At 62.8% G+C, this 22,943-nt stretch carries 19 protein-coding genes; 9 read left to right on the top strand and 10 right to left on the bottom strand.

What is annotated here, in order from left to right:
* Nucleotides 1-166 precede the first annotated feature (166 nt).
* Nucleotides 167-1,759, top strand: coding sequence for a trimethylamine methyltransferase family protein (locus MKI86_RS22440; RefSeq protein ID WP_241605521.1), 1,593 nt, complete (start codon nucleotides 167-169; stop codon nucleotides 1,757-1,759).
* 6 nt (nucleotides 1,760-1,765) lie between these two features.
* On the opposite strand, the gene MKI86_RS22435 is transcribed toward MKI86_RS22440, so the two are convergent.
* On the bottom strand, nucleotides 1,766-2,218 hold the full coding sequence (locus MKI86_RS22435; RefSeq protein WP_241605519.1) for a host attachment protein: 453 nt from the start codon (nucleotides 2,216-2,218) through the stop codon (nucleotides 1,766-1,768).
* A 207-nt stretch (nucleotides 2,219-2,425) separates the two neighbouring features.
* Between MKI86_RS22435 and MKI86_RS22430 the strand changes: the two genes are divergently transcribed.
* The 3 genes from MKI86_RS22430 to MKI86_RS22420 all read left to right on the top strand — a co-directional run bounded on the left by MKI86_RS22430 (nucleotide 2,426) and on the right by MKI86_RS22420 (nucleotide 7,208).
* On the top strand, nucleotides 2,426-3,526 hold the full coding sequence (locus MKI86_RS22430; RefSeq protein ID WP_241605517.1) for a DNA alkylation repair protein: 1,101 nt from the start codon (nucleotides 2,426-2,428) through the stop codon (nucleotides 3,524-3,526).
* A 299-nt stretch (nucleotides 3,527-3,825) separates the two neighbouring features.
* A complete protein-coding gene (locus MKI86_RS22425; RefSeq protein WP_241605515.1) occupies nucleotides 3,826-5,247 on the top strand; it encodes a DEAD/DEAH box helicase in 1,422 nt (473 codons plus the stop codon).
* 221 nt (nucleotides 5,248-5,468) lie between these two features.
* A complete protein-coding gene (locus MKI86_RS22420) occupies nucleotides 5,469-7,208 on the top strand; it encodes a peptidoglycan D,D-transpeptidase FtsI family protein (protein WP_241605513.1) in 1,740 nt (579 codons plus the stop codon).
* A 24-nt stretch (nucleotides 7,209-7,232) separates the two neighbouring features.
* Here the strand turns inward: MKI86_RS22420 and MKI86_RS22415 are convergent, their stop codons facing one another.
* Nucleotides 7,233-8,117, bottom strand: a complete 885-nt coding sequence (locus MKI86_RS22415) for a DMT family transporter (protein WP_241605511.1) — start codon at nucleotides 8,115-8,117, stop codon at nucleotides 7,233-7,235.
* Between the two features lie 333 nt (nucleotides 8,118-8,450).
* Between MKI86_RS22415 and MKI86_RS22410 the strand changes: the two genes are divergently transcribed.
* Genes MKI86_RS22410 through MKI86_RS22400 form a run of 3 tightly spaced genes read left to right on the top strand, consistent with a single transcriptional unit; the run spans nucleotide 8,451 to nucleotide 11,632 of the window.
* Nucleotides 8,451-9,845, top strand: coding sequence for a circularly permuted type 2 ATP-grasp protein (locus MKI86_RS22410; RefSeq protein WP_241605545.1), 1,395 nt, complete (start codon nucleotides 8,451-8,453; stop codon nucleotides 9,843-9,845).
* Between the two features lie 4 nt (nucleotides 9,846-9,849).
* On the top strand, nucleotides 9,850-10,791 hold the full coding sequence (locus tag MKI86_RS22405) for an alpha-E domain-containing protein (RefSeq protein WP_241605509.1): 942 nt from the start codon (nucleotides 9,850-9,852) through the stop codon (nucleotides 10,789-10,791).
* Nucleotides 10,792-10,810: 19 nt separating this feature from the next.
* The gene (locus MKI86_RS22400; protein ID WP_241605507.1) at nucleotides 10,811-11,632 is read left to right on the top strand and encodes a transglutaminase family protein; all 822 of its coding nucleotides are present in this window, start codon (nucleotides 10,811-10,813) and stop codon (nucleotides 11,630-11,632) included.
* Between the two features lie 36 nt (nucleotides 11,633-11,668).
* Here the strand turns inward: MKI86_RS22400 and MKI86_RS22395 are convergent, their stop codons facing one another.
* The 7 genes from MKI86_RS22395 to chvE all read right to left on the bottom strand — a co-directional run bounded on the left by MKI86_RS22395 (nucleotide 11,669) and on the right by chvE (nucleotide 20,861).
* Complete coding sequence (locus tag MKI86_RS22395) at nucleotides 11,669-12,355, bottom strand: hypothetical protein (RefSeq protein WP_241605505.1); 687 nt, start codon at nucleotides 12,353-12,355, stop codon at nucleotides 11,669-11,671.
* A gap of 199 nt (nucleotides 12,356-12,554) precedes the next feature.
* Entirely contained in the window at nucleotides 12,555-14,294 is a 1,740-nt protein-coding gene (gene araD / locus MKI86_RS22390) for an L-arabinonate dehydratase (protein WP_241605503.1), read from the bottom strand.
* Nucleotides 14,295-14,342: 48 nt separating this feature from the next.
* The gene (locus MKI86_RS22385) at nucleotides 14,343-15,776 is read right to left on the bottom strand and encodes an aldehyde dehydrogenase family protein (RefSeq protein ID WP_241605501.1); all 1,434 of its coding nucleotides are present in this window, start codon (nucleotides 15,774-15,776) and stop codon (nucleotides 14,343-14,345) included.
* Nucleotides 15,777-15,800: 24 nt separating this feature from the next.
* On the bottom strand, nucleotides 15,801-16,796 hold the full coding sequence (gene araD1, locus MKI86_RS22380) for an AraD1 family protein (protein WP_241605499.1): 996 nt from the start codon (nucleotides 16,794-16,796) through the stop codon (nucleotides 15,801-15,803).
* Nucleotides 16,797-16,925: 129 nt separating this feature from the next.
* Nucleotides 16,926-18,134, bottom strand: coding sequence for a multiple monosaccharide ABC transporter permease (gene mmsB / locus MKI86_RS22375; protein ID WP_241605498.1), 1,209 nt, complete (start codon nucleotides 18,132-18,134; stop codon nucleotides 16,926-16,928).
* Nucleotides 18,134-19,669: a multiple monosaccharide ABC transporter ATP-binding protein gene (mmsA, locus tag MKI86_RS22370; RefSeq protein ID WP_241605496.1), complete on the bottom strand. Its 1,536-nt coding sequence runs from the start codon at nucleotides 19,667-19,669 to the stop codon at nucleotides 18,134-18,136. Before mmsA ends, mmsB begins: the two co-directional genes overlap by 1 nt.
* Nucleotides 19,670-19,787: 118 nt before the next feature.
* Complete coding sequence (chvE, locus tag MKI86_RS22365) at nucleotides 19,788-20,861, bottom strand: multiple monosaccharide ABC transporter substrate-binding protein (protein ID WP_241605493.1); 1,074 nt, start codon at nucleotides 20,859-20,861, stop codon at nucleotides 19,788-19,790.
* Nucleotides 20,862-21,113: 252 nt separating this feature from the next.
* Between chvE and MKI86_RS22360 the strand changes: the two genes are divergently transcribed.
* Nucleotides 21,114-22,121, top strand: coding sequence for a LysR family transcriptional regulator (locus MKI86_RS22360; RefSeq protein WP_241605491.1), 1,008 nt, complete (start codon nucleotides 21,114-21,116; stop codon nucleotides 22,119-22,121).
* Nucleotides 22,122-22,143: 22 nt separating this feature from the next.
* On the top strand, nucleotides 22,144-22,632 hold the full coding sequence (locus MKI86_RS22355) for a hypothetical protein (protein WP_241605489.1): 489 nt from the start codon (nucleotides 22,144-22,146) through the stop codon (nucleotides 22,630-22,632).
* On the opposite strand, the gene MKI86_RS22350 is transcribed toward MKI86_RS22355, so the two are convergent.
* Nucleotides 22,629-22,859 carry a hypothetical protein gene (locus tag MKI86_RS22350; RefSeq protein WP_241605487.1) on the bottom strand — a complete coding sequence of 77 codons (231 nt, stop codon included), beginning with the start codon at nucleotides 22,857-22,859 and terminating at the stop codon, nucleotides 22,629-22,631. The genes MKI86_RS22355 and MKI86_RS22350 overlap by 4 nt on opposite strands.
* Nucleotides 22,860-22,943 lie beyond the last annotated feature (84 nt).

Raw genomic sequence — 22,943 nt, 5'->3', positions numbered from 1 at the left:
GCTCGGGGAGTATCACCAATCCTTGAACGGATGGTTAACACTTCGTTGCCACGACTTGAGTGGCCTGCTTATCCATCACGGCATTTGCCTGTCGCAAATGGCTGGGCATTTTGCCGGCCAATATGCGACAAGGGCGCAATGGCAGAACAGACCGGGGTCGCGCCGCATGGGTGACGTCATCAAGCTCGAAAACCATCTCGAAAATCCGGCGTCCGACGCCCCGCTGGAGCGCCGTCGTCGCACCGGCGGACGCAGCGCTGAACGGGTCCGCCGACCGCCGGCCACCGCGAAATATCTCAACCTCATCAACACGAAGGCCCCGTCGGCCGTGCTTTCGGCGGACGCGCTCGAAGCGGTGCATCAGGCCTCGCTCACTATTCTTGAAGACATCGGCATGGATATCATCCTGCCGGAAGCGCGCGAGCGTATGAAGGCGGCCGGCGCCGATGTCACGCCCGGCACCGACCGCGTGCGCTTCGACCGCGGGCTCATCATGGACATGATGGCCTCCGTTCCGTCAGGCTTCACGATGCATGCGCGCAATCCCGTGCGCAATGTCGAGATCGGCGGGGACAATCTCGTCTTCGCGCAGGTCGCATCCGCACCCTTCGTGGCGGATCGCGAGGGCGGCCGCCGCGCCGGTAACCAGGACGACTTCCGCAAGCTGGTGAAGCTCGCCCAGTCCTACGACATCATCCACACGACGGGCGGCTATCCCGTCGAGCCGGTGGACATCCACGCGTCGGTGCGCCACCTCGATTGCCTGTCCGATCTGGTGAAGCTCACCGACAAGGTGTTCCACGTCTATTCCCTCGGCAGGCAGCGCAATCTCGACGGCATCGAGATCGCCCGCATCGGCCGAGGTATTTCGATGGAGCAGATGGAACGCGAGCCTTCGCTGTTCACCATCATCAACACCTCCTCGCCGCTACGCCTCGACGGGCCGATGCTGCAGGGCATCATCGAGATGTCGTCGCGCAATCAGGTCGTGGTGGTCACGCCCTTCACCCTTGCGGGCGCCATGGCGCCGGTCACGGTTGCGGGTGCGGTGGTGCAGCAGAATGCCGAAGCGCTCGCCGGCATCGCCTTCACGCAGATGGTGCGGCGCGGCGCGCCGGTCATATATGGCGGCTTCACCTCGAATGTCGACATGAAGACCGGCGCACCGGCCTTCGGCACGCCGGAATATATGAAGGCGGTCATTGCCGGCGGCCAGCTTGCCCGCAAATACAACATTCCCTATCGCACCTCCAACACAAACGCCTCCAACACGCTGGATGCGCAGTCGGCTTATGAATCGGCCTTCTCGCTGTGGGCGCTGACCCAAGGCGGCGGCAACTTCATCATGCATGCGGCCGGCTGGACAGAGGGTGGCCTGACGGCGTCCTTCGAGAAGTTCATCCTCGACGTGGACATGCTGCAGATGGTGGCGGAATACCTGACGCCGCTCGATGTGAGCGCGGATGCGCTGGGCGTGGACGCCGTGCGCGATGTCGGCCCGGGCGGCCATTTCTTCGGCACGCCGCATACGCTGGCGCGCTACGAAAACGCCTTCTACTCGCCGATCCTGTCGGACTGGCGTAATTTCGAGACCTGGACGGAAGCCGGCCGGCCGACCACCTACGATCATGCCAACCGGGTCTTCAAGGAAAAGCTCAACAGCTATGAGCGGCCGCCCATCGACCCCGCGATCGAGGACGAGCTGGATGCGTTCGTCGCCAGGCGTAAGGAAGAGGGCGGCGTTCCCACGGATTTCTAAACGAGATCAGGCGTCAAACATGATCGAGCGGACGGATGAAATGAGCTTTTCCGTCGGCAGGTTCGAAAAGTTTTTGTCGATCTCGGCCATGGTCAGCGTGCGGGATTTGTCGGAGAGCTTATTGCGCAGATCGCCGAGCGTCTGCGGAGCGGCGCAGACGACAAGCCGGTCGAAGGCGCCTTCGGCAGCGTAATCATCAATCCGCCCGGCAACTTCAGCGGTGAACTTCTGCTGTTCATCGCGCACCGGATCGCTGGAATACTCCATGGCGGAGCGGCCGGGGCCGACCGAGGAATGGCTGCGGCCAGGCTTGTCGGCCATGATGTCCTGCACTCGCTTCGGTTCCCAGCGGAAGACCTCCTGCTCAGGGCTCTGCGATTCGTCCTTCAGCAGGTTCACGCCTTTCAGAAGGCGGGCCTGATTGCCGTCGGCGGCGAGAATCCAAGTCGTAGCGGTCATATTTCACTCCCGTAGCAAGGTTCATCGGTGCAGATCATCTGCGTCGAGAAGCATCCCACATGATTGTGGCCGGATGCGTATCATCCAACGCAAGGCGCCCTTTCAGGTTCCGGGTGGCCGCACTCACGAAGCTGTTGGAAAGCCGTGAGGGGGCCTATCACCATGGCTGAGACGCCCGGTAAAGTCGCCACCGACAGGAGAAGACCGATGGCCGAACCGCTGAAAAATCTGCTGCATCCCGGGCTCGTGAAGGAGATGGCCGCGCATATCTCCCGCGCAGCACCCGATTTCGACGGCAGCCGGTTCAACGATCTGGCGACGGCGGGCATGGATGCGCTCGAGCTGATGCAGCGGGCCGATCAGATCAAGCACGCGTTGGCGCAGACCCTTCCCGCCGATTATCCCGCTGCCGCCGCCATCCTACGCCGCGCCCTGCCAGCGGAGGATAAGCCCGGCCTCTCCGGATGGGCACTGCTGCCGGTCAACCAGTTCGTTTCCGAATACGGCCTCGGGCATTTCGATCTGTCGCTTGCGCTTTTGAAAGCGCTGACGCCGCATTTCACCGCCGAGTTCGGCATTCGCCGGTTCATCCATGCCGATCAGGATCGGGCGCTTGCCGAAATCTCCGGCTGGGTGAGCGATGACAATCACCATGTTCGCCGGCTCGCCAGCGAGGGCACCCGTCCCCGCCTGCCCTGGGCCATGCGCCTGCCCGGCCTCGTCAGGAACCCCGATCCGATCCTGCCGATCCTGATTGCCCTTCTCGACGACCCCGAGGACTATGTGCGCCGCTCGGTCGCCAACAGCCTGAACGACATCGCCAAGGACCACCCTGCCCTCGCCGCCGACTTCGTGGAGCGCCATATCCAGGGCGCCTCCCCGCAGCGCCGGCAATTGCTGCGTCACGCCTCGCGCACCCTGCTCAAGAAGGGACATGAAAAGGCGCTCGCCAATTTCGGCTTCGCGGCCGCCAAGGGCGTCACGGCAGCGCTGACGGTCGCCACGCCCGTCGTCGTCTTCGGCGACAAGCTGGGCTTCTCGATCGATGTCACGAATGGCGACAAGGCCCCGCAACGGCTGATGGTCGACTACGCCATCCATCATGTGAAGGCGAACGGCACGCTTTCGCCGAAGGTCTTCAAATGGAAGCAACTCGACCTGCCCGCCGGTGCGCGCCAGACCATCACCAAGGACCACGCCATCCGCGCGATCACGACCAGGGTTTATTACCCCGGAACGCACCGCATCGAGGTGCTGATCAACGGCGCGATATCGGCTGCGGCCGACTTCGATCTGCGCATGGAGTGACGGTTGCGCTTTCGCAGCTGCGAAAACAGGACTTGACTTTTTGCCGTAAAACAACGACATGAGCCCCAGCGTCGCCCTTCGGCCGCCGCGTGAGCGAGCCTGCGATTTCCCACTTTCGGGATGCTAAGAAGGACAAGCGCAAGAGAACGATCCGTCTCCCATTTTTCGGATGCCTGCGCAGACGACTGCCAACCAACCCACAAGTTCCCAATTCACGCGGGGTTCTTGACGCCGAACGAAACCGGAAACGCATGGTGCGTTCCGGCGATTTGCGTTTGGCGCCCCGAAAGGTATTTGACTTGACCACTTTTCACGACCTCGGCCTCTCGAAGACCATCGTCGATACCCTTACCGCCCTCGGTTTCGAAAAAGCCACGCCGATCCAGGCGAAGGCCATTCCGCTCGTCCTCGAAGGCTCCGACCTGATCGGTCTCGCCCAGACCGGCACCGGCAAGACGGCCGCTTTCGGCCTGCCGATGATCGAGAAGCTGCTGGCCGACGCCCGCCGTCCCGACCCGCGCAACATCCGCGCCCTCATTCTCGCCCCGACCCGCGAACTGGTGAACCAGATCGCTGAAAACCTGCGCGACTTCGTGAAGAAGACCCCGCTGCGTGTCGTCACCGTCGTGGGCGGTGCCTCCATCAACAAGCAGTCGGAAATGCTTTCCCGCGGCACCGACATCCTCGTTGCCACGCCCGGCCGTCTGCTCGACCTCGTCGCCCGCAAATCGGTGACGCTGACGCAGGCCCGCTACCTCGTGCTCGACGAGGCCGACCAGATGCTGGACCTCGGCTTCATCCACGACCTGCGCAAGATTTCCAAGATGGTGCCGAAGAACCGCCAGACGCTGCTGTTCTCGGCCACCATGCCGAAGCTGATTGGCGAACTGGCCGGCGAATATCTCGTCAACCCGAAGAAGGTCGAAGTGACCCCCCCGGGCAAGGCGGCCGACAAGGTGGAACAGTATGTCCACCACGTTCCGGGAAAGGACCAGAAGGCGCAGATCCTGCGCAAGACGCTCACCGACAATCCGGATGGCCTGTCGCTCGTCTTCTCGCGCACCAAGCATGGCGCCGAGAAGCTGATGAAGCATCTCGACCATATCGGCTTCAAGGCCGCCTCCATCCACGGCAACAAGAGCCAGGGCCAGCGCGAGCGCGCCCTCAAGGCCTTCCGTGACGGCGAAATCCGCGTTCTCGTGGCAACCGACGTTGCTGCCCGCGGCATCGACATTCCCGGCGTCACGCATGTCTACAACTACGACCTGCCGGAAGTGCCGGACGCCTATGTCCACCGCATCGGCCGCACGGCCCGCAACGGCCGCGACGGCATCGCGATCGCCTTCTGCACACCCGACGAAGCGCACCTGCTGCGCGACATCGAAAAGCTGATGGGCATCCAGATCGCCGTTGCCAGCGGCGAAGCCCCGGCTGTCATCACCGCCGGTCCCGGCGGCAAGTCGCGCAAGGGTCGCGGCAACGGCGGCGGCGGTCAGCGCTCCGGCAGCGGCCGCGCCGGCCAGCGCCCGGCCCGCAAGCCCTTCAGCGACGGTGCACAGGCAACGGAAGGTGCGGCCCCTTCGGGCGCCAAGCGCCCGCAGCACGGCCGCCCGGCCCAGAAGCAGGGCGAACGCCAGAATCGCAACCATGGCGGCGGCAATGGCCGCCCGCAGCAGGGCAAGCCCCGCCGGTCCGAAGGCCAGCGCCGCGAACAGGCCTGAGCCCACGACAGAGATGAACACGAACGGCGGGCTTTGGCCCGCCGTTTTCGTATGTGGAACACGCGCTTCATCGCTACGAAAGCGTTAAGCCGTCTTTGCCAATTTTAAATGTATATTAATGCAGTTTTAACTGCATCCGGCCATTTGCCGGGCCTTCCGTTGGCTTTCGGGCCGCCAGCATGCAGGCTTACGCTTCGTTTCCATGCGTGAGTTTTGCCCGAATGATATCCTTCATCGTCAGGCTGAGGAGCCGCGCCCATTTCACCATACGGGCCAAGGCGAACCGCGGCGTGCTGCTTTCACGGCCTGATCCGCGCCGACGCATCGCCTTGCTCATTGTCGGCTTCATCTTGCTCTATACCGGCGTCGGCGCGCGCCTCGTACAATACGGTCTCACCGATACGCTGACGGCGGGTGCCATCAACTTCAACCAGCACACCGTCGCCTCGCGCCCCGATATCCTCGACCGTCACGGGCAGCTTCTGGCGACGGATATCAACACCGTCTCGCTCTATGCCGAGCCGCGCAGGGTAATCGATGCCGACGAGGTTATAGAGAAGCTCGCCACCGTCATTCCCGACCTCGACTGGAGCGAGACGCATCGCAGGCTCAAATCGAAGTCGGCCTTTCAATGGCTGCGCCGCCAGCTTACGCCGCGCCAGCAGGCCGACATTCTCGCGCTTGGTATCCCCGGTATCGGCTTTCGCCCGGAAAAGCGGCGCTTCTATCCCGGCGGCTCGACCGCGGCCCACGTCGTAGGACACGTGAACATCGACAATCTCGGCCTCGCCGGCATGGAACGCTATATCGACCAGCAGGGTTATGCCGATCTCAGGGCGGCGGGGCTGACGAACGACACGCGCATGGAACCCGTTCGCCTGTCGATCGACCTGCGCGTCCAGCACATCGTACGCGATGTCGTCCAGAGTGCGATGACGAAATACGAGGCGGAAGCGGCCGGTGCGGTCATCGTTGATGCCGAGACCGGCGAGGTGCTCGCCATGGCCTCCGTGCCGGATTACGATCCCAACCAGCCCTCGCGCACGCTGGCCGACGGCAGCATCGATCGGGAGTATGAAAAGGGCTGGTTCAACCGGGTGAGCAACGCCACCTTCGAAATGGGCTCGACGTTCAAGGGCTTCACGCTCGCCATGGGGCTCGATACGGGACATATCACGCTGTCTTCGGTGGTCGATGCATCTCGTCCCATCCGCATGGGCGGCTTCACCATCCGCGATTTCAGGGGCAAGAACCGGCCTCTCACCATCCCCGAAGTGTTCCAGTATTCCTCCAACATCGGCACGGCCGCCGTTGCCGACCGGGTCGGCATGGACGGGCATCGTGAATTCCTGACCCGGCTCGGCCTGTTGTCGAAGATGGAAACCGAGATGCCGGGCGTTGCGACCCCCACCCAGCCGCGGATATGGAAGAAGATCAACTCCGTCACCATCTCCTTCGGCCACGGCGTCGCCACCACGCCGCTTCAGACGGCGGTTGCAGCGGCGGCGCTCATCAACGGCGGAAACCTCATCAATCCGACCTTCCTTCCCCGCTCGAAAGACGCCGCAGACGAGATCGCCCGCGCGGTGGTGAAGAACAAGACCAGCGACGACATGCGCTTCCTCTATCGCTGGAACGGCATGAACGGCTCCGGCCGCTCCGCGCAGGTCGAGGGCTTCGACGTCGGCGGCAAGACCGGCACGGCCGACAAGGTGATCAACGGGCGATACGCCAAGGACATCAACTTCAATGCCTTTATCGCCGGCTTTCCGATGGCGAAGCCACGCTATGTCGTGCTGACATTCGTCGACGCGCCGAAGACCGGCGAGAACGGCGGACGCACCGCGGCCTCGACCGCCGCACCCATAACCAAGGAGATCATTTCACGCTCGGCCGCCCTTCTCGGCGTGCAACCCACGTTCGGAACGACGGACAATCCACTGGAGCTTGTGGACTACTAGCAAGCTGTGCAGAACGGTGTTCGGTCACGCCGCAGCGGCGATGTCCTTGCGGTTGGTGAGATAGACACCGGCGACCACGATGGCGGTGCCGAGGATCATCGGGACGGTCAGTTCTTCTCCAAAAACCGCTGCGGCCTGAAGGGCTGCGAGCGGCGGCACGAGATAGATCAGCGAGGCCGCGCGCGAGACCTGGCCGCGGCGCAGAAGATAGAGCAGCAGCAGGATCGCTCCCATCGAAATGCCCAGCACGGACCAGGCGAGCAGCGCGACGAAGGGAAAGCCGAAATCGACATGCTGGGTCTCCAGCGCCAGCGCGAAGGGCACGGTGACGATCACCGCGCCGATATATTGCAGCGTGGCGATCGCCCTGATGTCGCCCGTGCGCAGATATTGCTTCTGGTAGATCGTGCCATAGGTGACGGCGACCATGCCGAGCATGTTGATGATGATGGCAAAGGCTGGAATTTCCGACGCGCCGTGGCCGAAGAACTTCGGCACGACGGCAAGCAGCACGCCGGAAAAGCCGAGGCCAAGGCCCGCCTTCTGTGTTGTGCTCAATCGCTCGCCGATGAAGAACGGGGCGACGAGCGCCGTCATCAGCGGCTGTAGCGCGGCGATGATGGAGGAGAGCGCCGCCGGCACCCCCTGCCCGATCGCCCACCACAGCGCGCCGAGGTACAAGCCGTGCAGGAAGGCGCCGGAAATGACGGCGTGGGCGACGGTGCGCCCATCACGCGGCCAGGACACGCCCGACGCCAGACACAGGCCGGCAAACAACACCGCGGCGACGAGATAGCGGATGCTGAGGAAGGTCAGCGGCTCGGAAACGATGGTCGCATATTTCGCGACGACCCAGCCGGTCGACCAGAGCAGAACGAAGATGGCGGGCGCCAGGCGGTCAAGCGACATGGGATTACCGGCAGGAGGACATTCGTACGCGAGCGATAGGGCCAGACCCGACACCGGTCAAAGGAATTTCCCTGAAGCTTAGGTTCAGCAAAAAGTGTAGCCGACCAGCCTTTCGGCATCTGCCGTTTTTTTCGGCAAACAATTTTTTAGTCGGTGCCGCCAGCTGCCCGGCGTGGCCTCGCAGGCGACGGCGAAGGGCCGAGTCATCGGGCGGAGCGAGCAATCCAACCCCGAGGCGAATTCTTCATAGCTAATTGAGCATGGTTCTTGCATTGCCCCTTGTGTTGTACTCAAATGGGAAAAAAGGGGAACACGCCTTTGGCATTTGACGAAATGATGAATGCGGTTTCAAATCCGCGCCAGCCTTACGAAAACTATCATGAATGGTACGAGGGGCAGGATCGGGCCCGCCTGATTGCCAAATCGAAGGAAGCCGAAAACCTCTTTCGAAAGACCGGCATCACCTTCGCGGTCTACGGTCACGAAGACAGCTCCGAAAAGCTCATCCCCTTCGACATCATCCCCCGCATCATTTCCGGTCGCGAATGGCGCAAGCTCGCCCAGGGCATCGAACAGCGGGTCATCGCCCTCAACGCCTTTCTCGACGACATTTACCACAAGCAGGAAATCATCAAGGCCGGCCGCATTCCCCGCGAGCTGATCGAGCGCAACGAGGCCTTCCTGCCGCAGATGATCGGCTTCAAGCCGCCGGGCGGCGTCTACACCCATATCGTCGGCACCGACATCGTGCGCACGGGCGAAGACCAGTTCTACGTGCTGGAAGACAATGCCCGCACCCCTTCCGGCGTCAGCTACATGCTGGAAAACCGGGAAACCATGATGCAGATGTTCCCGGAGCTGTTCCACATCAACAAGGTGCGGCCTGTCGAGGACTATCCGAAGCTTCTGCGCCAGAGCCTAGCCTCGCTCGCCCCTCCCGGCTGTTCGGGCAAGCCGCGCGTGGCGGTGCTGACGCCCGGCATCTTCAACTCCGCCTATTACGAACACGCCTTCCTGGCCGACATGATGGGCGTGGAACTGGTGGAAGGCTCGGACCTGCGCGTCGTCGACGGCAAGGTGAAGATGCGCACGACGCGCGGCTACGAGGCCATCGATGTGCTCTACCGCCGCGTCGACGATGATTTCCTCGATCCGCTGACCTTCCGGCCGGATTCCGCACTCGGCATCCCCGGCATCATGGACGTCTACCGCGCCGGCAACATCACCATCGCCAATGCGCCCGGCACCGGCATTTCGGACGACAAGGCGATCTATTCCTACATGCCGGAGATCGTCGAGTTCTATACCGGCCGCAAGGCCATGCTGGAGAACGTGCCGACCTGGCGCTGCTCGGAAGAGGACAGCCTGAAATACGTGCTGGAACACCTAAGCGAACTCGTCGTGAAGGAAGTGCACGGCTCCGGCGGCTACGGCATGCTGGTGGGCCCCACCGCCTCGAAGAAGGAATGCGCGGCCTTCGCCGAAAAGCTGAAGGCCCGGCCCTCCAACTATATCGCGCAGCCGACGCTGTCGCTTTCCACCGTTCCCATCATGGTCAACAAGGGCATCGCGCCGCGGCACGTCGACCTTCGACCCTATGTGCTCGTGTCCGACAAGGTGCAGATCATTCCCGGCGGGCTGACCCGCGTGGCGCTGAAAGAAGGCTCGCTGGTGGTCAACTCCAGCCAGGGCGGCGGCACGAAGGACACCTGGGTACTGGAGGACTGAGCCGATGCTGGGACGCACTGCAAACGGCCTATACTGGATGTTCCGCTATATCGAGCGGGCTGAAAACATTGCCCGCCTGATCGACGCGGGCCTGCGCATGGCGCTCACGCGCTCCGGCTCGTCGGACGAGGACTGGGACGGCGTGCTGCAAAGCGCAGGCGTGAGAGAGGATTTCGACGCCGTGCACGCCACGCTGACAAGCGCGGATGCGATCGACTTTCTGCTGCGCGACCGCGCAAACCCCTCGAGCGTGATGTCGTGCATCGATTCGGCGCGCAACAACGCCCGCATGGTGCGCACCGCGCTGACCCGGGAGACCTGGGAAGCGACCAACGAGTGCTGGATCGAGCTGAAACAGCTCCTGTCCAGACGCGCCAAGCCAGCCGACATGCCCGAGATCATCGATGTCATCAAGCGCCGGACCGGCCTTATCCGCGGCGCGTTCCACGGCACCATGCTGCGCGATGACATCTATAACTTCTCGCGCATCGGCACCTTCATCGAGCGGGCGGACAACACCGCGCGCATCCTCGACGTCAAGTACTACGTGTTGCTGCCGGCCATCGCCAAGGTCGGATCCTCGCTCGACAACAAGCAGTGGGAGTCCATCCTGCGCTCCGTCTCGGCGCACCGCTCGTACAGCTGGGTCTATGACGGCGACTATTCGCCCGCCAACATCGCGGATTTCCTGATCCTCAATGACCGGATGCCGCGCTCGCTGGCCTATAGCTACGACAAGATCGTGACCAATCTCGGCTATCTCGCCAGGCTCTACGGCGAGAGCCATGCCGCCCATGACACGGCGTCCTCGACCATGCTGCTGCTGCGCAGCCGCGCCATGGAAGACATCATGGAACAGGGCCTGCACGAATTCATCGAGGAATTCATCGTCTATAACAACCGCCTCGGGGAAGAGATCTCCGAAGGCTACCGTTTCTATCGCTAGCGGCTGACGAGGGCAGAGGATGCGACTGAAGATCAGCCACACGACGGAATATCATTATGCCGACCCCGTGCAGTACTCGCTGCAACGGCTGCGCCTGACGCCCAGGAACTATCCGGGCCAGACAGTGCGGGACTGGAAGACCACCGTGCATGGCGCCAATCTCGAGGCAGGTTATACCGACCATTTCGGCAACCACGTCGATCTCGTCAGCACGGACGCCGAGCAGGTGACGATCCGCATTGTCGCTGAAGGCGAGGTGGAGACGGAAGACCGGGCCGGCGTGTTCGGACCGCACCAGGGTTTCGTGCCGCTGTGGCTCTATCTGCGTGAGACGCCGCTCACCAAACCCGGCAAGCTTGTCCGCGAACTGGCCAAGTCTTCTGCCGGCGAAAGCGAGCTTTCGCGCATGCATGATCTGATGGCGAAGCTGCACGAGGCTGTCGCCTATCGGCAGGGCGAGACCGCAGCGGACACCACGGCCGAACAGGCTCTGGAGAAAAAGCAGGGCGTCTGCCAGGACCATGCCCATGTCCTCATTTCCGCCGCGCGCCATCTCGGCCTGCCGGCCCGCTATGTCTCGGGCTACCTGCTCATGGACGAGCCGGCGCAGACAGCGAGCCACGCCTGGGCGGAGGTTCATCTGCAGGGCCTCGGCTGGGTCGGGTTCGATGCGGCCAACAAGATCTGCCCCGACGAGCGCTATGTGCGGCTGTCGACCGGCCTCGACTACAGGGACGCGGCCCCCGTGTCCGGCATGGTAGTGGGACTTGCAGCGGAGACGATGAATGTCGCGATCCGCGTGGAAGAGACTGGTCAGAGCCAGTCGCAAAGCCAGAGTTGAGACGCGGCGGCAGAAAAGGCCGCCACGTCTGTGTCACTAGCGGGATGCCGTTTCCAGCAGACGGCAGAGCGACACGAGACTCGCGTCGTAACCGCCGCTATTCACGCTGCGGCAACGCTTGATGAGCTGCATGCGCTCGCTGCGCGACATCTGCGAGAATTGCCGCAGGACATCGCGATCACGGCCCCTTGGGCCCGTCGACGTGCCACCGCCCGGATTGCTCGGCGTGACGCCCGTGCCTCCACCGATGCCGACATCAACATTCGCATCAAGCAGGCCGCGTCCGCCGACATTCGCACCGACATTGGCACGCAGCCCGTTGGCACCGCCGACACGGGCATTCACGCCGGCATCAACCAGTCCGCGGGAGCCGCCGACATTCGCATTCACCCCGGCATTCACACCGTTGCGGCCGCCGACGGAGGCGGTCGTGCGGGAATCCGCCAGTCCGCGCGAGCCGCCGACCGTTGTGTTCGAGCGTGCGTTGATACCGTTGGAACCGCCGACGCTGGCACCGACGCCAACGCTTGCAAGGCCCTTGCTACCCCCGACATTGGCACCGACACCGGCTTTCACACCGCCGACGCTGACGCCAACGCCGACTCCAAGTCCGCCACGGCTTTTCTGCTGAGCAAGCGCGTGCACGGGCACGGCAAGAACCACCGCAGCCAGCAACGCACCCGTAATTCTGGGGATCGAAACGCCTTGTGATCTTTCAAACATGGGAACCTCCCTTTCAGCGAACGGGCCGGGATTGGACCGTATCGTAAGTTGAAAGGGCGCGATGGCTCGCCGGTTCCGTGCGGGAACGAAAATGACCGGTAAAGGGGAAAAAAATCGTTGCCAGCGGAGTGAGACATCAACCGGCTGTCTCGAAACGATACAAATCGGGCGCGGCTCCTGGAACCGCGCCCGCGAAAGCTCAGTGACTGTCTTTGCCGACCGCGCTGCCACGGCAGCCCTTGAGGAAGTCGAGGTCCGCGCCGGTATCGGCACCCTGCACGTGCTGCTGGTGCAGCCAGGCGTAGCCCGAGGCGGGCTGCTCGTGGTTCGGCTGCCATTCGGCGAGGCGACGCGCCAGCTCCTCGTCCGAGATGTCGAGATGCAGGCGACGGTTCGGCACATCAAGCTCGATCATGTCGCCATTCTTCACGACCGCCAGCGGGCCGCCGACGGCGGCTTCCGGCGAGGTGTGCAGGACGACGGTGCCATAGGCCGTGCCGGACATGCGGGCATCGGAGATGCGTACCATGTCGGTGATGCCCTTTTTCAGCACCTTGGGCGGAAGGCCCATATTGCCGACCTCGGCCATGCCGGGATACCCCCTCGGACCGCAGTTCTTCATGACCATGACGCAGGTCTCGTCGATGTCGAGATTGTCGTCGTTGATCTTGGCCTTGTAGTCGTCGATATCCTCGAAGACGACGGCGCGGCCGCGATGCGTCAGAAGATGCGGCGAGGCTGCCGACGGCTTCAGCACCGCGCCCTTCGGCGCGAGATTGCCGCGCACGACGACGATGCCGCCCGACTGCGTGAGCGCCTTCTCGGCCGGCAGGATGACGTCCTCGTTCCAGTTGACGACATCCTTGACCTCGTCCCAGACGGTCTCGCCCGAAACGGTGATGGCATCCTTGTGCAGGAGGCCCGCTTCGCCGAGGCGCTTCAGTACGACCGGAAGACCGCCGGCATAGAAGAACTCTTCCATCAGGTACTTGCCCGACGGCATGAGGTTGACGATGGTGGGCACGTCGCGGCCGCAACGGTCCCAGTCGTCCAGCGTCAGGTCGATGCCGACGCGGCCGGCCATGGCGAGCAGGTGGATGACCGCATTGGTCGAGCCGCCGATGGCCGCATTGGTGCGGATGGCGTTCTCGAAGGCCTGCTTCGTCATGATATCAGAGGGCTTCAGGTCGTCCTTGACCATCTGGACGATGCGACGACCGGTAAGCTGCGCCATGACCTTGCGGCGGCTGTCGACGCCCGGAATGGCCGCATTGCCTGACAGCGCCATGCCCAGCGCCTCGGCCATGGAAGCCATGGTGGAGGCCGTACCCATCGTGTTGCAGGTGCCCGACGAACGGCTCATCGAGGCCTCGGCCTCGAGGAATTCGGCCTGCGTCATCTCGCCGGCCTTCACCATCTCGGAGAACTTCCACAGATGCGTGCCGGAACCGACACGCTCGCCGCGGAAATAACCGTTCAGCATCGGCCCGCCGGTGACGACGATCGAAGGCAGATCGACGGAGGCGGCGGCCATCAAAAGCGACGGCGTGGTCTTGTCACAGCCGACCATGAGCACGCAGCCATCCATGGGCTGGCCGCGGATTGTCTCCTCGATGGCGAGAGCCGCGAGGTTGCGATACATCATCGCCGTAGGGCGGAACGTGTTCTCCGACGCCGAGAAGACCGGTACTTCCATCGGGAAACCGCCAGCCTCCCAGATGCCCGCCTTCACCTTCTCTGCAAGCTCGCGCAGGTGGCCGTTGCAGGGCGTCATGTCCGACCAGGTGTTGAGGATGCCGATCACCGGCCGGCCGTCGAACAGGTCATGCGGATAACCCTGGTTCTTCATCCAGCCGCGATGGTAGATCACGTCACGGCTGGTGCCGCCGTACCATTCCTGCGACCGCAGCCTGCGCGGCCATTCCGCTTTCTTCGTCATCTTTCCAGTCCTTGAAGGGACCGCCCGGAAGCCCGAACGGCCTTTGTCTCACGCCAGGGTGTAGGCGGTCTTGACGGTTGTGTAGAATTCGTTGGCGTACTTGCCCTGCTCGCGCGAGCCGAAGGACGATCCCTTGCGCCCACCGAACGGCACATGGAAATCGACACCCGCCGTCGGCAGGTTGACCATCACCATGCCGGCCTCGGCATTGCGCTTGAAATGGGTGGCGTGCTTGAGGCTGGTCGTCGCAATGCCCGAGGACAGGCCGAACGGCGTGTCGTTGGCAATCGCCAGCGCTTCCTCGTAATCCTTGACGCGGATAACGGCGGCGACGGGGCCGAAGATCTCCTCGCGCGAGATGCGCATGTCGTTTGTCGCCTCGGTAAAGAGCGCCGGCGCCAGATAGAAGCCGGGCGTGTCGCGCTTCAGAAGATCGCCACCGAAGGCGAGCTTTGCGCCTTCCTTTTGGCCGATCTCGATATAGTCGGTGTCCTGCTTGAGCTGCGTTTCGTCCACGACCGGGCCGATATGCGTGCCGGCCTTGAGCGCATCGTCCACGACGACGCTCTTCAGCCGCTCGCCCACCGCGCCGACGAACCGGTCATGAATGCCTTCCGTCACGATGACGCGCGAGGACGCCGTGCAGCGCTGGCCGGTCGAGAAGAAGGCCGAGTTGACGGCGGCTTCGACGGCGACGTCGAGGTCCGCATCGTCAAGCACAACGAAGGGGTTCTTGCCGCCCATTTCGAGCTGGTACTTGCGATTATGCTCGACGGAGGCGACGGCGACGCGCTTGCCCGTACCGGTGGAGCCGGTGAACGTGATGGCGTTGACATCAGGGCTGTCCAGCATGGTCTGGCCGACGACCGAGCCCTTGCCCATGACAAGGTTCAGGACGCCCTTCGGCAGGCCGGCCCGCACGAGGATATCGACGATGGCCCAGGAGCAGCCCGGCACCAGTTCGGCCGGCTTGAAGACGACCGTGTTGCCATAGCAGAGCGCGGGCGCGATCTTCCAGGCGGGAATGGCGATGGGGAAGTTCCAGGGCGTGATAATGCCGACGACGCCGACCGGCTCGCGGGTGATCTCAACGCCGATATTCGGCCGCACCGACGGCAGCACCTCACCGGCAAGCCGCAGACATTCACCGGCGAAGAAATCGAAGATCTGGCCGGCGCGCACCGTTTCGCCGATACCTTCCGCCAGCGTCTTGCCCTCTTCGCGCGACAGGAGGCGACCAAGCTCGTCCTTGCGGGCGAGGATCTCATCGGCAGCCTTGCGCAGGATGGCGTGGCGCTCGAGAATGCCCGAGCGCGACCAGGCAGGAAACGCTGCCTTTGCCGCAGCGATGGCCGCCTTGGTGTCTTCGACGGAGGCGCGGGCATAGGTTCCGACGACGTCGCCGGTATTCGACGGGTTGATATTCTCGACGCCGTCTGCACCGACCCATTCGCCGGCAATCAGGTTCTGATGGATCGTCATGGTATCAGCCTCCAGTCCGCAGCCTCAGAGCTGGCGGATTTCGATCTCTTCTTCCTTGGCGATGGCAAGCGGATTGCGCAGCGGTAGGCCGAACCCGTCAGCGCCGATCTCGAACACGTCACCTTCCTGCGTGCGGATGCCGTCGCCGAAGGACAGCGTCGCCGTGCCGAACATATGGACGTGGATATCGCCCGGCACGCGGAACAGGCCGTACTTGAAGTGGTGATATTCGAGATTGGCGAAGGTGTGGGACATGTTCGCCTCGCCGGAGACGAACGGCTTTTCCCACAGAACCTTGCCGTCGCGGACGATGCGCGAGAAACCTCTGATGTCATCGGGCGCGGCGCCGACGCGGATTTCCGGGCCGAAGCTCGCCTGACGCAGCTTCGAGTGCGCAAGGTAGAGATAGTTGATGCGCTCCGTCACATGATCGGAGAATTCGTTCGACACGGCAAAGCCGATGCGGAAGGGCGAGCCGTCAGCGGCGATAACGTAAATGCCGGCCATTTCCGGCTCTTCACCGCCGTCGAGCGCGAAGGACGGCGAGGTGAGCGCGGCACCCGGCGCGACGGACTGCGTGCCGTTGCCCTTGTAGAACCATTCCGGCTGGACGCCCTTCTCGCCGGGTTTCGGCTTGCCGTTATCAAGCCCCATGCGGAACATCTTCATGGAGTCCGTCAGCGTCTCCTCGGCGGCTTCCGACGTCTTCTTGTGCATGGAATCGCGCGTGGCGGCCGAACCGAGATGGGTGAGGCCCGTGCCCGTGAGATGCAGATGCGCAGCGTCCGGATGGGTGATGGGCGGCAGAAGGCGACCGGCGGCATAGGCAGCCTCGAGATCGATCTCGTCACCAAAGCCCTTGCCCTCGATGACGGCCTTCAGCGACGTACCGGCATTGGCGGCTTCCATGGCCAGCGCGTAGACGCTCTCCGCACCCTTGACCACGCGGCCCTTGCCGCCTTCTTCGCGTGCCACGACCGTGATCGAACCGTCAGCGTTGGATACCTGCGAAATCAGCATTTCCGTTTCCTTCCTCAACCCGGCATCAGCCAAGGCTTCGCACCTGCGGCGGACACACGCCGCCGCACTGGCCGCTGGCGCGGCCGGTCAAACATGCTTGCAACCTGTTTGGCCTGACCGGTTACCCGGTCAGCCCTTGTTCTTGTTGTAGACGTCGAAGAACACGGCAGCGAGCAGCACCAGGCCCTTGATGAGCTGCTGGTAGTCGATGCCGATGCCCATGATCGACATGCCGTTGTTCATGACGCCCATGATGAACGCGCCGATGACCGCGCCCGTGATCTTGCCCACGCCGCCCGAAGCCGACGCACCGCCGATGAAGCAGGCCGCGATCACGTCGAGCTCGAAGCCGACGCCAGCTTTCGGCGTCGCCGAATTCAGGCGGGCCGCGATGATCATGCCGGCAAGTGCGGCAAGCGCGCCCATGTTGACGAAGGTGTAGAACGTCAGCCGCTCGGTGTTGATACCGGAAAGCTTCGCTGCCTTCTCGTTGCCGCCCATCGCATAGACGCGACGGCCGATCGTCGTGCGCGTCGTAACGAAGGTATAGAAGGCGATCAGCACGCCCATGACGACGAGAACGTTCGGCAGGCCGCGATAGGTCGCAAGCTGGAAGCCGAGGAAGATCGCCACGGCGCCGATGATCAGCATCTGCACGGCGAAGAAAGCGAAGGGCTCGTTCTCGGTTTCATGCAGCGCGTTGAGACGACGCTCGCGCAGGCCGGCATAGATGGCGTAGGCCACGAGCAGCACGATCATGACCAGCGCGAAATAGTTCTTGATGAGGCTCGTCGAAGGATCGGTGAAGGACAGGAAGTCCGGCACGAAACCCGTCGAGAGGATCTGGAAGTCCTTCGGGAACGGTCCGACGGGGCGGCCGCCGAGCACGACATAGGTCATGCCGCGGAAAACCAGCATACCCGCAAGCGTCACGATGAAGGACGGGATCTTCTGGTAGGCCACCCAGTAGCCCTGCGCCGCGCCCATGACCGCACCGACCAGGATGCACGCCGGCACAACGACAATGGCCGGCAGGCCCCATTTCACCAGCATGATCGCCGATATGGCGCCGATGAAGGCGACGATGGAGCCGACGGACAGGTCGATATGCCCCGCCACGATGATCAGCAGCATGCCCAGCGCCATGATGACGATGAACGAGTTCTGCAGGACGAGGTTGGTGATGTTGACCGGGCGGAAGAGGACGCCGTTGGTGATGACCTGGAAGAAGATCATGATCACGACGAGCGCGACCAGCAGGCCATACTCGCGGATGTTCTTCTTGAGATAATCCCCCACCGAAGGCTGGGTCGTCTTTGTCGCTGTATCGGTGGCCATTAGTGTTTCTCCCCGGAGCGCATGATGGCGCGCATGATGGATTCCTGGCTTGCTTCCGCCTTGGAGAGCTCGGCCACGATGCGTCCTTCGTTCATGACATAGATGCGATCGCAGGTCCCGAGCAGTTCCGGCATCTCAGACGAGATCATCAGGATGCCCTTGCCCTCGGCGGCAAGCTGGTTGATGATGGTATAGATTTCGAACTTGGCGCCGACATCGATGCCGCGCGTGGGTTCATCGAGGATCAGTACCTCGGGATTGGTGAACAGCCATTTCGACAGAACCACCTTTTGCTGGTTGCCGCCCGAAAGATTGACCGCTTCCTGATAGATCGAATGCGAGCGGATGCGCAGCTTCTGGCGATAGCCGGAGGCGACCTTCGCTTCCTCATGGTTGTCGATGACCGTCGCCTTCGAGACGCCGCCGAGATTGGCGAGCGTCGTGTTGTGCATGATGTTGTCGATCAGCACGAGGCCGAGATGCTTGCGGTCCTCCGTCACATAGGCAAGGCCGGCGTCGATCGCCTTGGGGATGGTACTGACGTCGACCGGCTTGCCGCGCATGCTGACTTCACCGGTGATCTTGTGACCCCAGCTGCGGCCGAACAGGCTCATCGCCGTTTCCGTCCGCCCTGCCCCCATGAGGCCGGCAATGCCGACGACTTCGCCGGCGCGCACGGTAAAATTAACATCGTGCAGGAACTGCCGGTCGCGGTGGTGCTGGTGGAAGACGTTCCAGTTCTTCACCTCCAGCAGCGTCTCGCCGACCTTCGGCTCACGCGGCGGATAGCGATCTTCCATCTCGCGGCCGACCATGCCCTTGATGATGCGGTCCTCGGAGATATCCTCGTTATGACAGTCGAGGGTCTCGACCGTGCCGCCATCGCGCAGGATGGTGATCTGGTCGGCGACCTTCTTGATCTCGTTCAGCTTGTGCGAAATGATGATCGAGGTCATGCCCTGGGCGCGGAACTCCACGAGCAGCTTCAGGAGCGCATCGGAGTCCTTCTCGTTGAGCGAGGCCGTCGGCTCATCGAGAATGAGCAGGCGCACCTTCTTGGAGAGCGCCTTGGCGATCTCGACGAGCTGCTGCTTGCCCACGCCGATATCGGTGATCAGCGTGCCGGGCGATTCCTTGAGGCCGACCTTGTCCAGCAGTTCCTGGGTACGGCGGAACGCCTTCTTCCAGTCGATGATACCGTTCGTCGCGACCTCGTTGCCGAGGAAGATGTTTTCGGCAATCGAGAGCAGCGGCACGAGCGCCAGCTCCTGGTGAATGATGATAATGCCCAGATGCTCACTGTCGGAGATCGTGGAGAAACGACGGACTTCGCCGTCGAAATGGATTTCACCCTCGTAGGAGCCGGCCGGATAGACGCCGCTCAACACTTTCATCAGGGTGGATTTGCCGGCGCCGTTTTCGCCGACAAGGGCGTGAATCTCGCCTTCGCGGACCTTCAGATTGACGTTGTCGAGCGCTTTTACGCCCGGGAACGTCTTCGTGATGCCACGCATTTCGAGAAGGGTCTTGCTCATATACAGTTTCCAGCGGTCATCCCCACCGGGCGGCGGGGGAACCGAGCCTATTCGCTCTGCGATCCGGAGAAAAGAGGGTCCGCACGCGAAGCGCGAACCCCCGGGAACAAAAGAACGATCAGTTCTTGATCTGGTCTTCCGTGTAGTAGGCCGAGTCCGTGACGAGGATCTTCTCGGCATTGGACTTGTCCACGGCAACCGGCTTCAGCAGGTAGGACGGAACGACCTTGACGCCGTTGTCGTAGGTCTTGGTATCGTTCACTTCCGGCTCCTTGCCTTCCATGATCGCGTTGACCATGCCGACCGTGACCTTGGCGAGTTCGCGCGTGTCCTTGAAGACCGTCGAATACTGTTCGTCAGCGAGGATCGACTTGACGGACGGCAGTTCTGCGTCCTGGCCGGTGACGATGGCCATCGGCTGGTCGCCCGAGCCGTAGCCGACGCCCTTCAGGGCCGAGATGATGCCGATCGAAAGGCCGTCATAGGGCGAAAGAACGCCATCGACGCGGCCATCGGTGTAGGTCGAGGACAGCAGGTTTTCCATGCGGGCCTGAGCCACGGCACCGTCCCAACGCAGCGTGCCGACGGTTTCCATGCCGGTCTGGCCGGACTTGATGACGATGTCACCCTTGTCGATCAGCGGCTGGAGAACCGACATCGCGCCGTCATAGAAGAAGAAGGCGTTGTTGTCGTCCGGCGAACCGCCGAAGAGCTCGACGTTCCACGGCTTGGTGTCCGGGAACTTCGCCTTCAGGCCATCGACGAGGCTGGTGGCCTGGAGAACACCGACCTGGAAGTTGTCGAAGGTGGCGTAGTAGCTGACATTGCCCGAATCGCGGATGAGGCGGTCGTAAGCGATGACCTTGACGCCGGCATCGGCAGCCTTCTGGAGAATGTCGGACAGCGTCGTGCCGTCGATGGCGCCGATGACCAGAACCTTGGCACCCTTGGTGACCATGTTCTCGATCTGGGCCAGCTGGTTCGGGATGTCGTCGTCAGCAAACTGCAGGTCCGGGGTGTAGCCGGCTTCCTTGAACAGCTTTTCCATCGTCTCGCCGTCGGAAATCCAGCGGGTGGACGTCTTGGTGGGCATGGAGATGCCGACCATGCCCTTATCCTGGGCAAAGGACGGCGCCACGAACGACGCGACGCTCATGGCAGCGGCGGCGAGCAGCGAAGTGATCATTTTCATTGAAAGGTCTCTCCCTTTTGCGCACTGGCCCGAACTTCCAGCCAGGCATTGTTCTGTGCGTGATGAGCCGCATTCAGACGGCGGTCCAGGCTGGCAGATACTTCGTCCAGCCGTTCCCCTCCCCAGAGCCCAGCGCACATTCAGCAAGAAATCCACGGAATTGCCATAACTGTCAAATGCAATAAGCTTCTAAAGGGATATCAAAACTGATATATAAAAGCCGATATATATTATTTTTGAGAAAGCGGCCGCATGCGCCAGGATGATATCAAAGACGACCCGCGCTTTATCGAGGGCGGAGGCGATGCCCTTCAGACGGTCGGCCTGCTGCGCAGCGGCCTCAAGCTCAACCACCTGCGCATGATCCTCGCCATCGAGGAACACAAGCAGGTCAGCGCCGCCGCCGATGTTCTCAACATATCGCAGCCGGCCGCGTCGCGCATGCTGACGGACATGGAGACAATTCTCAAGGCGCAGCTTTGCGAACGCGCGGCGCGTGGCGTCACGCTCACCGCCGCCGGCCGCGCGCTGGCCCGTCGGGCCCGCGCCATCCTGCTCGAACTGCGCGAGGTCGATCGCGAGCTTTCGGCGCTGAAATCCGGCACCGGCGGATCGGTCTTTCTGGGATCGGTGACGGCCCCCGCCATCAGCCTCGCGGTGCCTGCCATCAAACAGGTCAGCGCCGCCTATCCCGGGATCGAGGTGAATGTGCGCGTCGAAACGAGCAACGTCCTCGCCCGCGAACTGCTTGATGCCAAACAGGATTTCATCATTGCCCGCGTGCCCGACGACCTCAATCCGCGCCTGTTCGACGTGACCGAGATCGGCATCGAGAAGGCCTGCCTCATCGTGCGCAAGGGGCATCCCCTGACGGAGAAGCCGGTCGTCCAGCTGACCGACCTGCCGCATTACGACTGGGTCTTCCAGTCCGCCGGCACACTTTTGCGACGGCGCATCGAGGAACTGTTCATCGCCGCCGGCGTGCCGCTGCCGTCCACCGTCGTCAACACCTCATCGATCCTGCTGACGACCGCCATCGTGCACGGTTCGAACGCGATTGCCCCCGTCGCGCGCGATATGGCGACCTTCATCGCCGATGTCGGCGCGCAGGCCGGCGAGATCCGCATTCTCGACACGGATTTCGAGATTGACATCAAACCCTACAGCCTTATCTCGGTCAAAGGGCGGGCGCTGCCACCCAGCGCCAAACTGCTCTACGATCTGATCTGGCAGCGCAGCCAGACGCTTTCGCCGGATTGAGCAAGGACACAAGATGCTCGGCATGACGGTTTTCGAATCCGTACTGGAAAGGCTGAAGGCCGAAGCGCTTCAGGCCGAGCCGGAAGAGGACACCGCGCCGATCGCGCCCGCACCGACGATACGCGGCCTGACCAGCGGCTTTACCGGTCCCGGCGGCAGCGATGCCTTCGTTTCAGGCTCGCAGGCGGCGGCCGCCTATCTCGATCTCTATGAGGAGACGACGCCGCCGGAACCCGCCAAACCCGATCCGTCACCACCACCGCCGGCACCACCGCCGCATCTGCTGCGCACCGCCCCCGAGGAAGTGGCCGACGATCTGGCACTCGATGGGACGGAAAGTGTTGATGATCTCGTCGGACTGCGCCGGCGTTTCGCGCGCGACAACCATCCCGATCAGGCGCCGCCGGAGATGCGCGCCAACGCCACCCTGCGCATGAAGATCGCCAATATGCTGATCGACGAGACGATCCGGCGGATCAACGTCGAAAAGAGCCTCGGGATCTCGCGCTAGCTCTTTGTTTCGCCAGTCTCTTCCACCGATTTTTTGGCGGCGGCGGACGGCTTGAAGAAGAGGATCAGGTTGGCGAAGACATAGGCGGTCACGACGAGGAAGATCGTGCCCCAGGTCTGCTCGTTGTTGTAGAATTCCACGGCCGTCCATGCCGCACAGACTGCGACCAGCAGCAGCCGCCGCCACAGCGGACGGTAGAACGGGTGGTCGGTGTCGATGATCTTCATGAACGTCTCCTCGGGCCTCTGCGCGCTTACATAGGCGGTTTTCCGGCATTAGGAAACCGGCTTTGCTTTCGGCCATCGCGCAAC

Source organism: Shinella sedimenti, from assembly GCF_022601905.1.
Classification (GTDB): Bacteria; Pseudomonadota; Alphaproteobacteria; order Rhizobiales; family Rhizobiaceae; genus Shinella; species Shinella sedimenti.
The sequence above is the reverse complement of the archived record's forward strand: the minus strand, read 5'-3'. Positions and strand labels throughout refer to the sequence as shown.

Coding starts and splice junctions, on each gene's coding strand:
- MKI86_RS22440 (WP_241605521.1), top strand. CDS start 167: ATGGGTGACGTCATCAAGCTCGAAAACCATCTCGAAAATCCGGCGTCC.
- MKI86_RS22435 (WP_241605519.1), bottom strand. CDS start 2,218: ATGACCGCTACGACTTGGATTCTCGCCGCCGACGGCAATCAGGCCCGC.
- MKI86_RS22430 (WP_241605517.1), top strand. CDS start 2,426: ATGGCCGAACCGCTGAAAAATCTGCTGCATCCCGGGCTCGTGAAGGAG.
- MKI86_RS22420 (WP_241605513.1), top strand. CDS start 5,469: ATGATATCCTTCATCGTCAGGCTGAGGAGCCGCGCCCATTTCACCATA.
- MKI86_RS22415 (WP_241605511.1), bottom strand. CDS start 8,117: ATGTCGCTTGACCGCCTGGCGCCCGCCATCTTCGTTCTGCTCTGGTCG.
- MKI86_RS22410 (WP_241605545.1), top strand. CDS start 8,451: ATGATGAATGCGGTTTCAAATCCGCGCCAGCCTTACGAAAACTATCAT.
- MKI86_RS22405 (WP_241605509.1), top strand. CDS start 9,850: ATGCTGGGACGCACTGCAAACGGCCTATACTGGATGTTCCGCTATATC.
- MKI86_RS22400 (WP_241605507.1), top strand. CDS start 10,811: ATGCGACTGAAGATCAGCCACACGACGGAATATCATTATGCCGACCCC.
- MKI86_RS22395 (WP_241605505.1), bottom strand. CDS start 12,355: ATGTTTGAAAGATCACAAGGCGTTTCGATCCCCAGAATTACGGGTGCG.
- araD (WP_241605503.1), bottom strand. CDS start 14,294: ATGACGAAGAAAGCGGAATGGCCGCGCAGGCTGCGGTCGCAGGAATGG.
- MKI86_RS22385 (WP_241605501.1), bottom strand. CDS start 15,776: ATGACGATCCATCAGAACCTGATTGCCGGCGAATGGGTCGGTGCAGAC.
- araD1 (WP_241605499.1), bottom strand. CDS start 16,796: ATGCTGATTTCGCAGGTATCCAACGCTGACGGTTCGATCACGGTCGTG.
- mmsB (WP_241605498.1), bottom strand. CDS start 18,134: ATGGCCACCGATACAGCGACAAAGACGACCCAGCCTTCGGTGGGGGAT.
- mmsA (WP_241605496.1), bottom strand. CDS start 19,669: ATGAGCAAGACCCTTCTCGAAATGCGTGGCATCACGAAGACGTTCCCG.
- chvE (WP_241605493.1), bottom strand. CDS start 20,861: ATGAAAATGATCACTTCGCTGCTCGCCGCCGCTGCCATGAGCGTCGCG.
- MKI86_RS22360 (WP_241605491.1), top strand. CDS start 21,114: ATGCGCCAGGATGATATCAAAGACGACCCGCGCTTTATCGAGGGCGGA.
- MKI86_RS22355 (WP_241605489.1), top strand. CDS start 22,144: ATGACGGTTTTCGAATCCGTACTGGAAAGGCTGAAGGCCGAAGCGCTT.
- MKI86_RS22350 (WP_241605487.1), bottom strand. CDS start 22,859: ATGAAGATCATCGACACCGACCACCCGTTCTACCGTCCGCTGTGGCGG.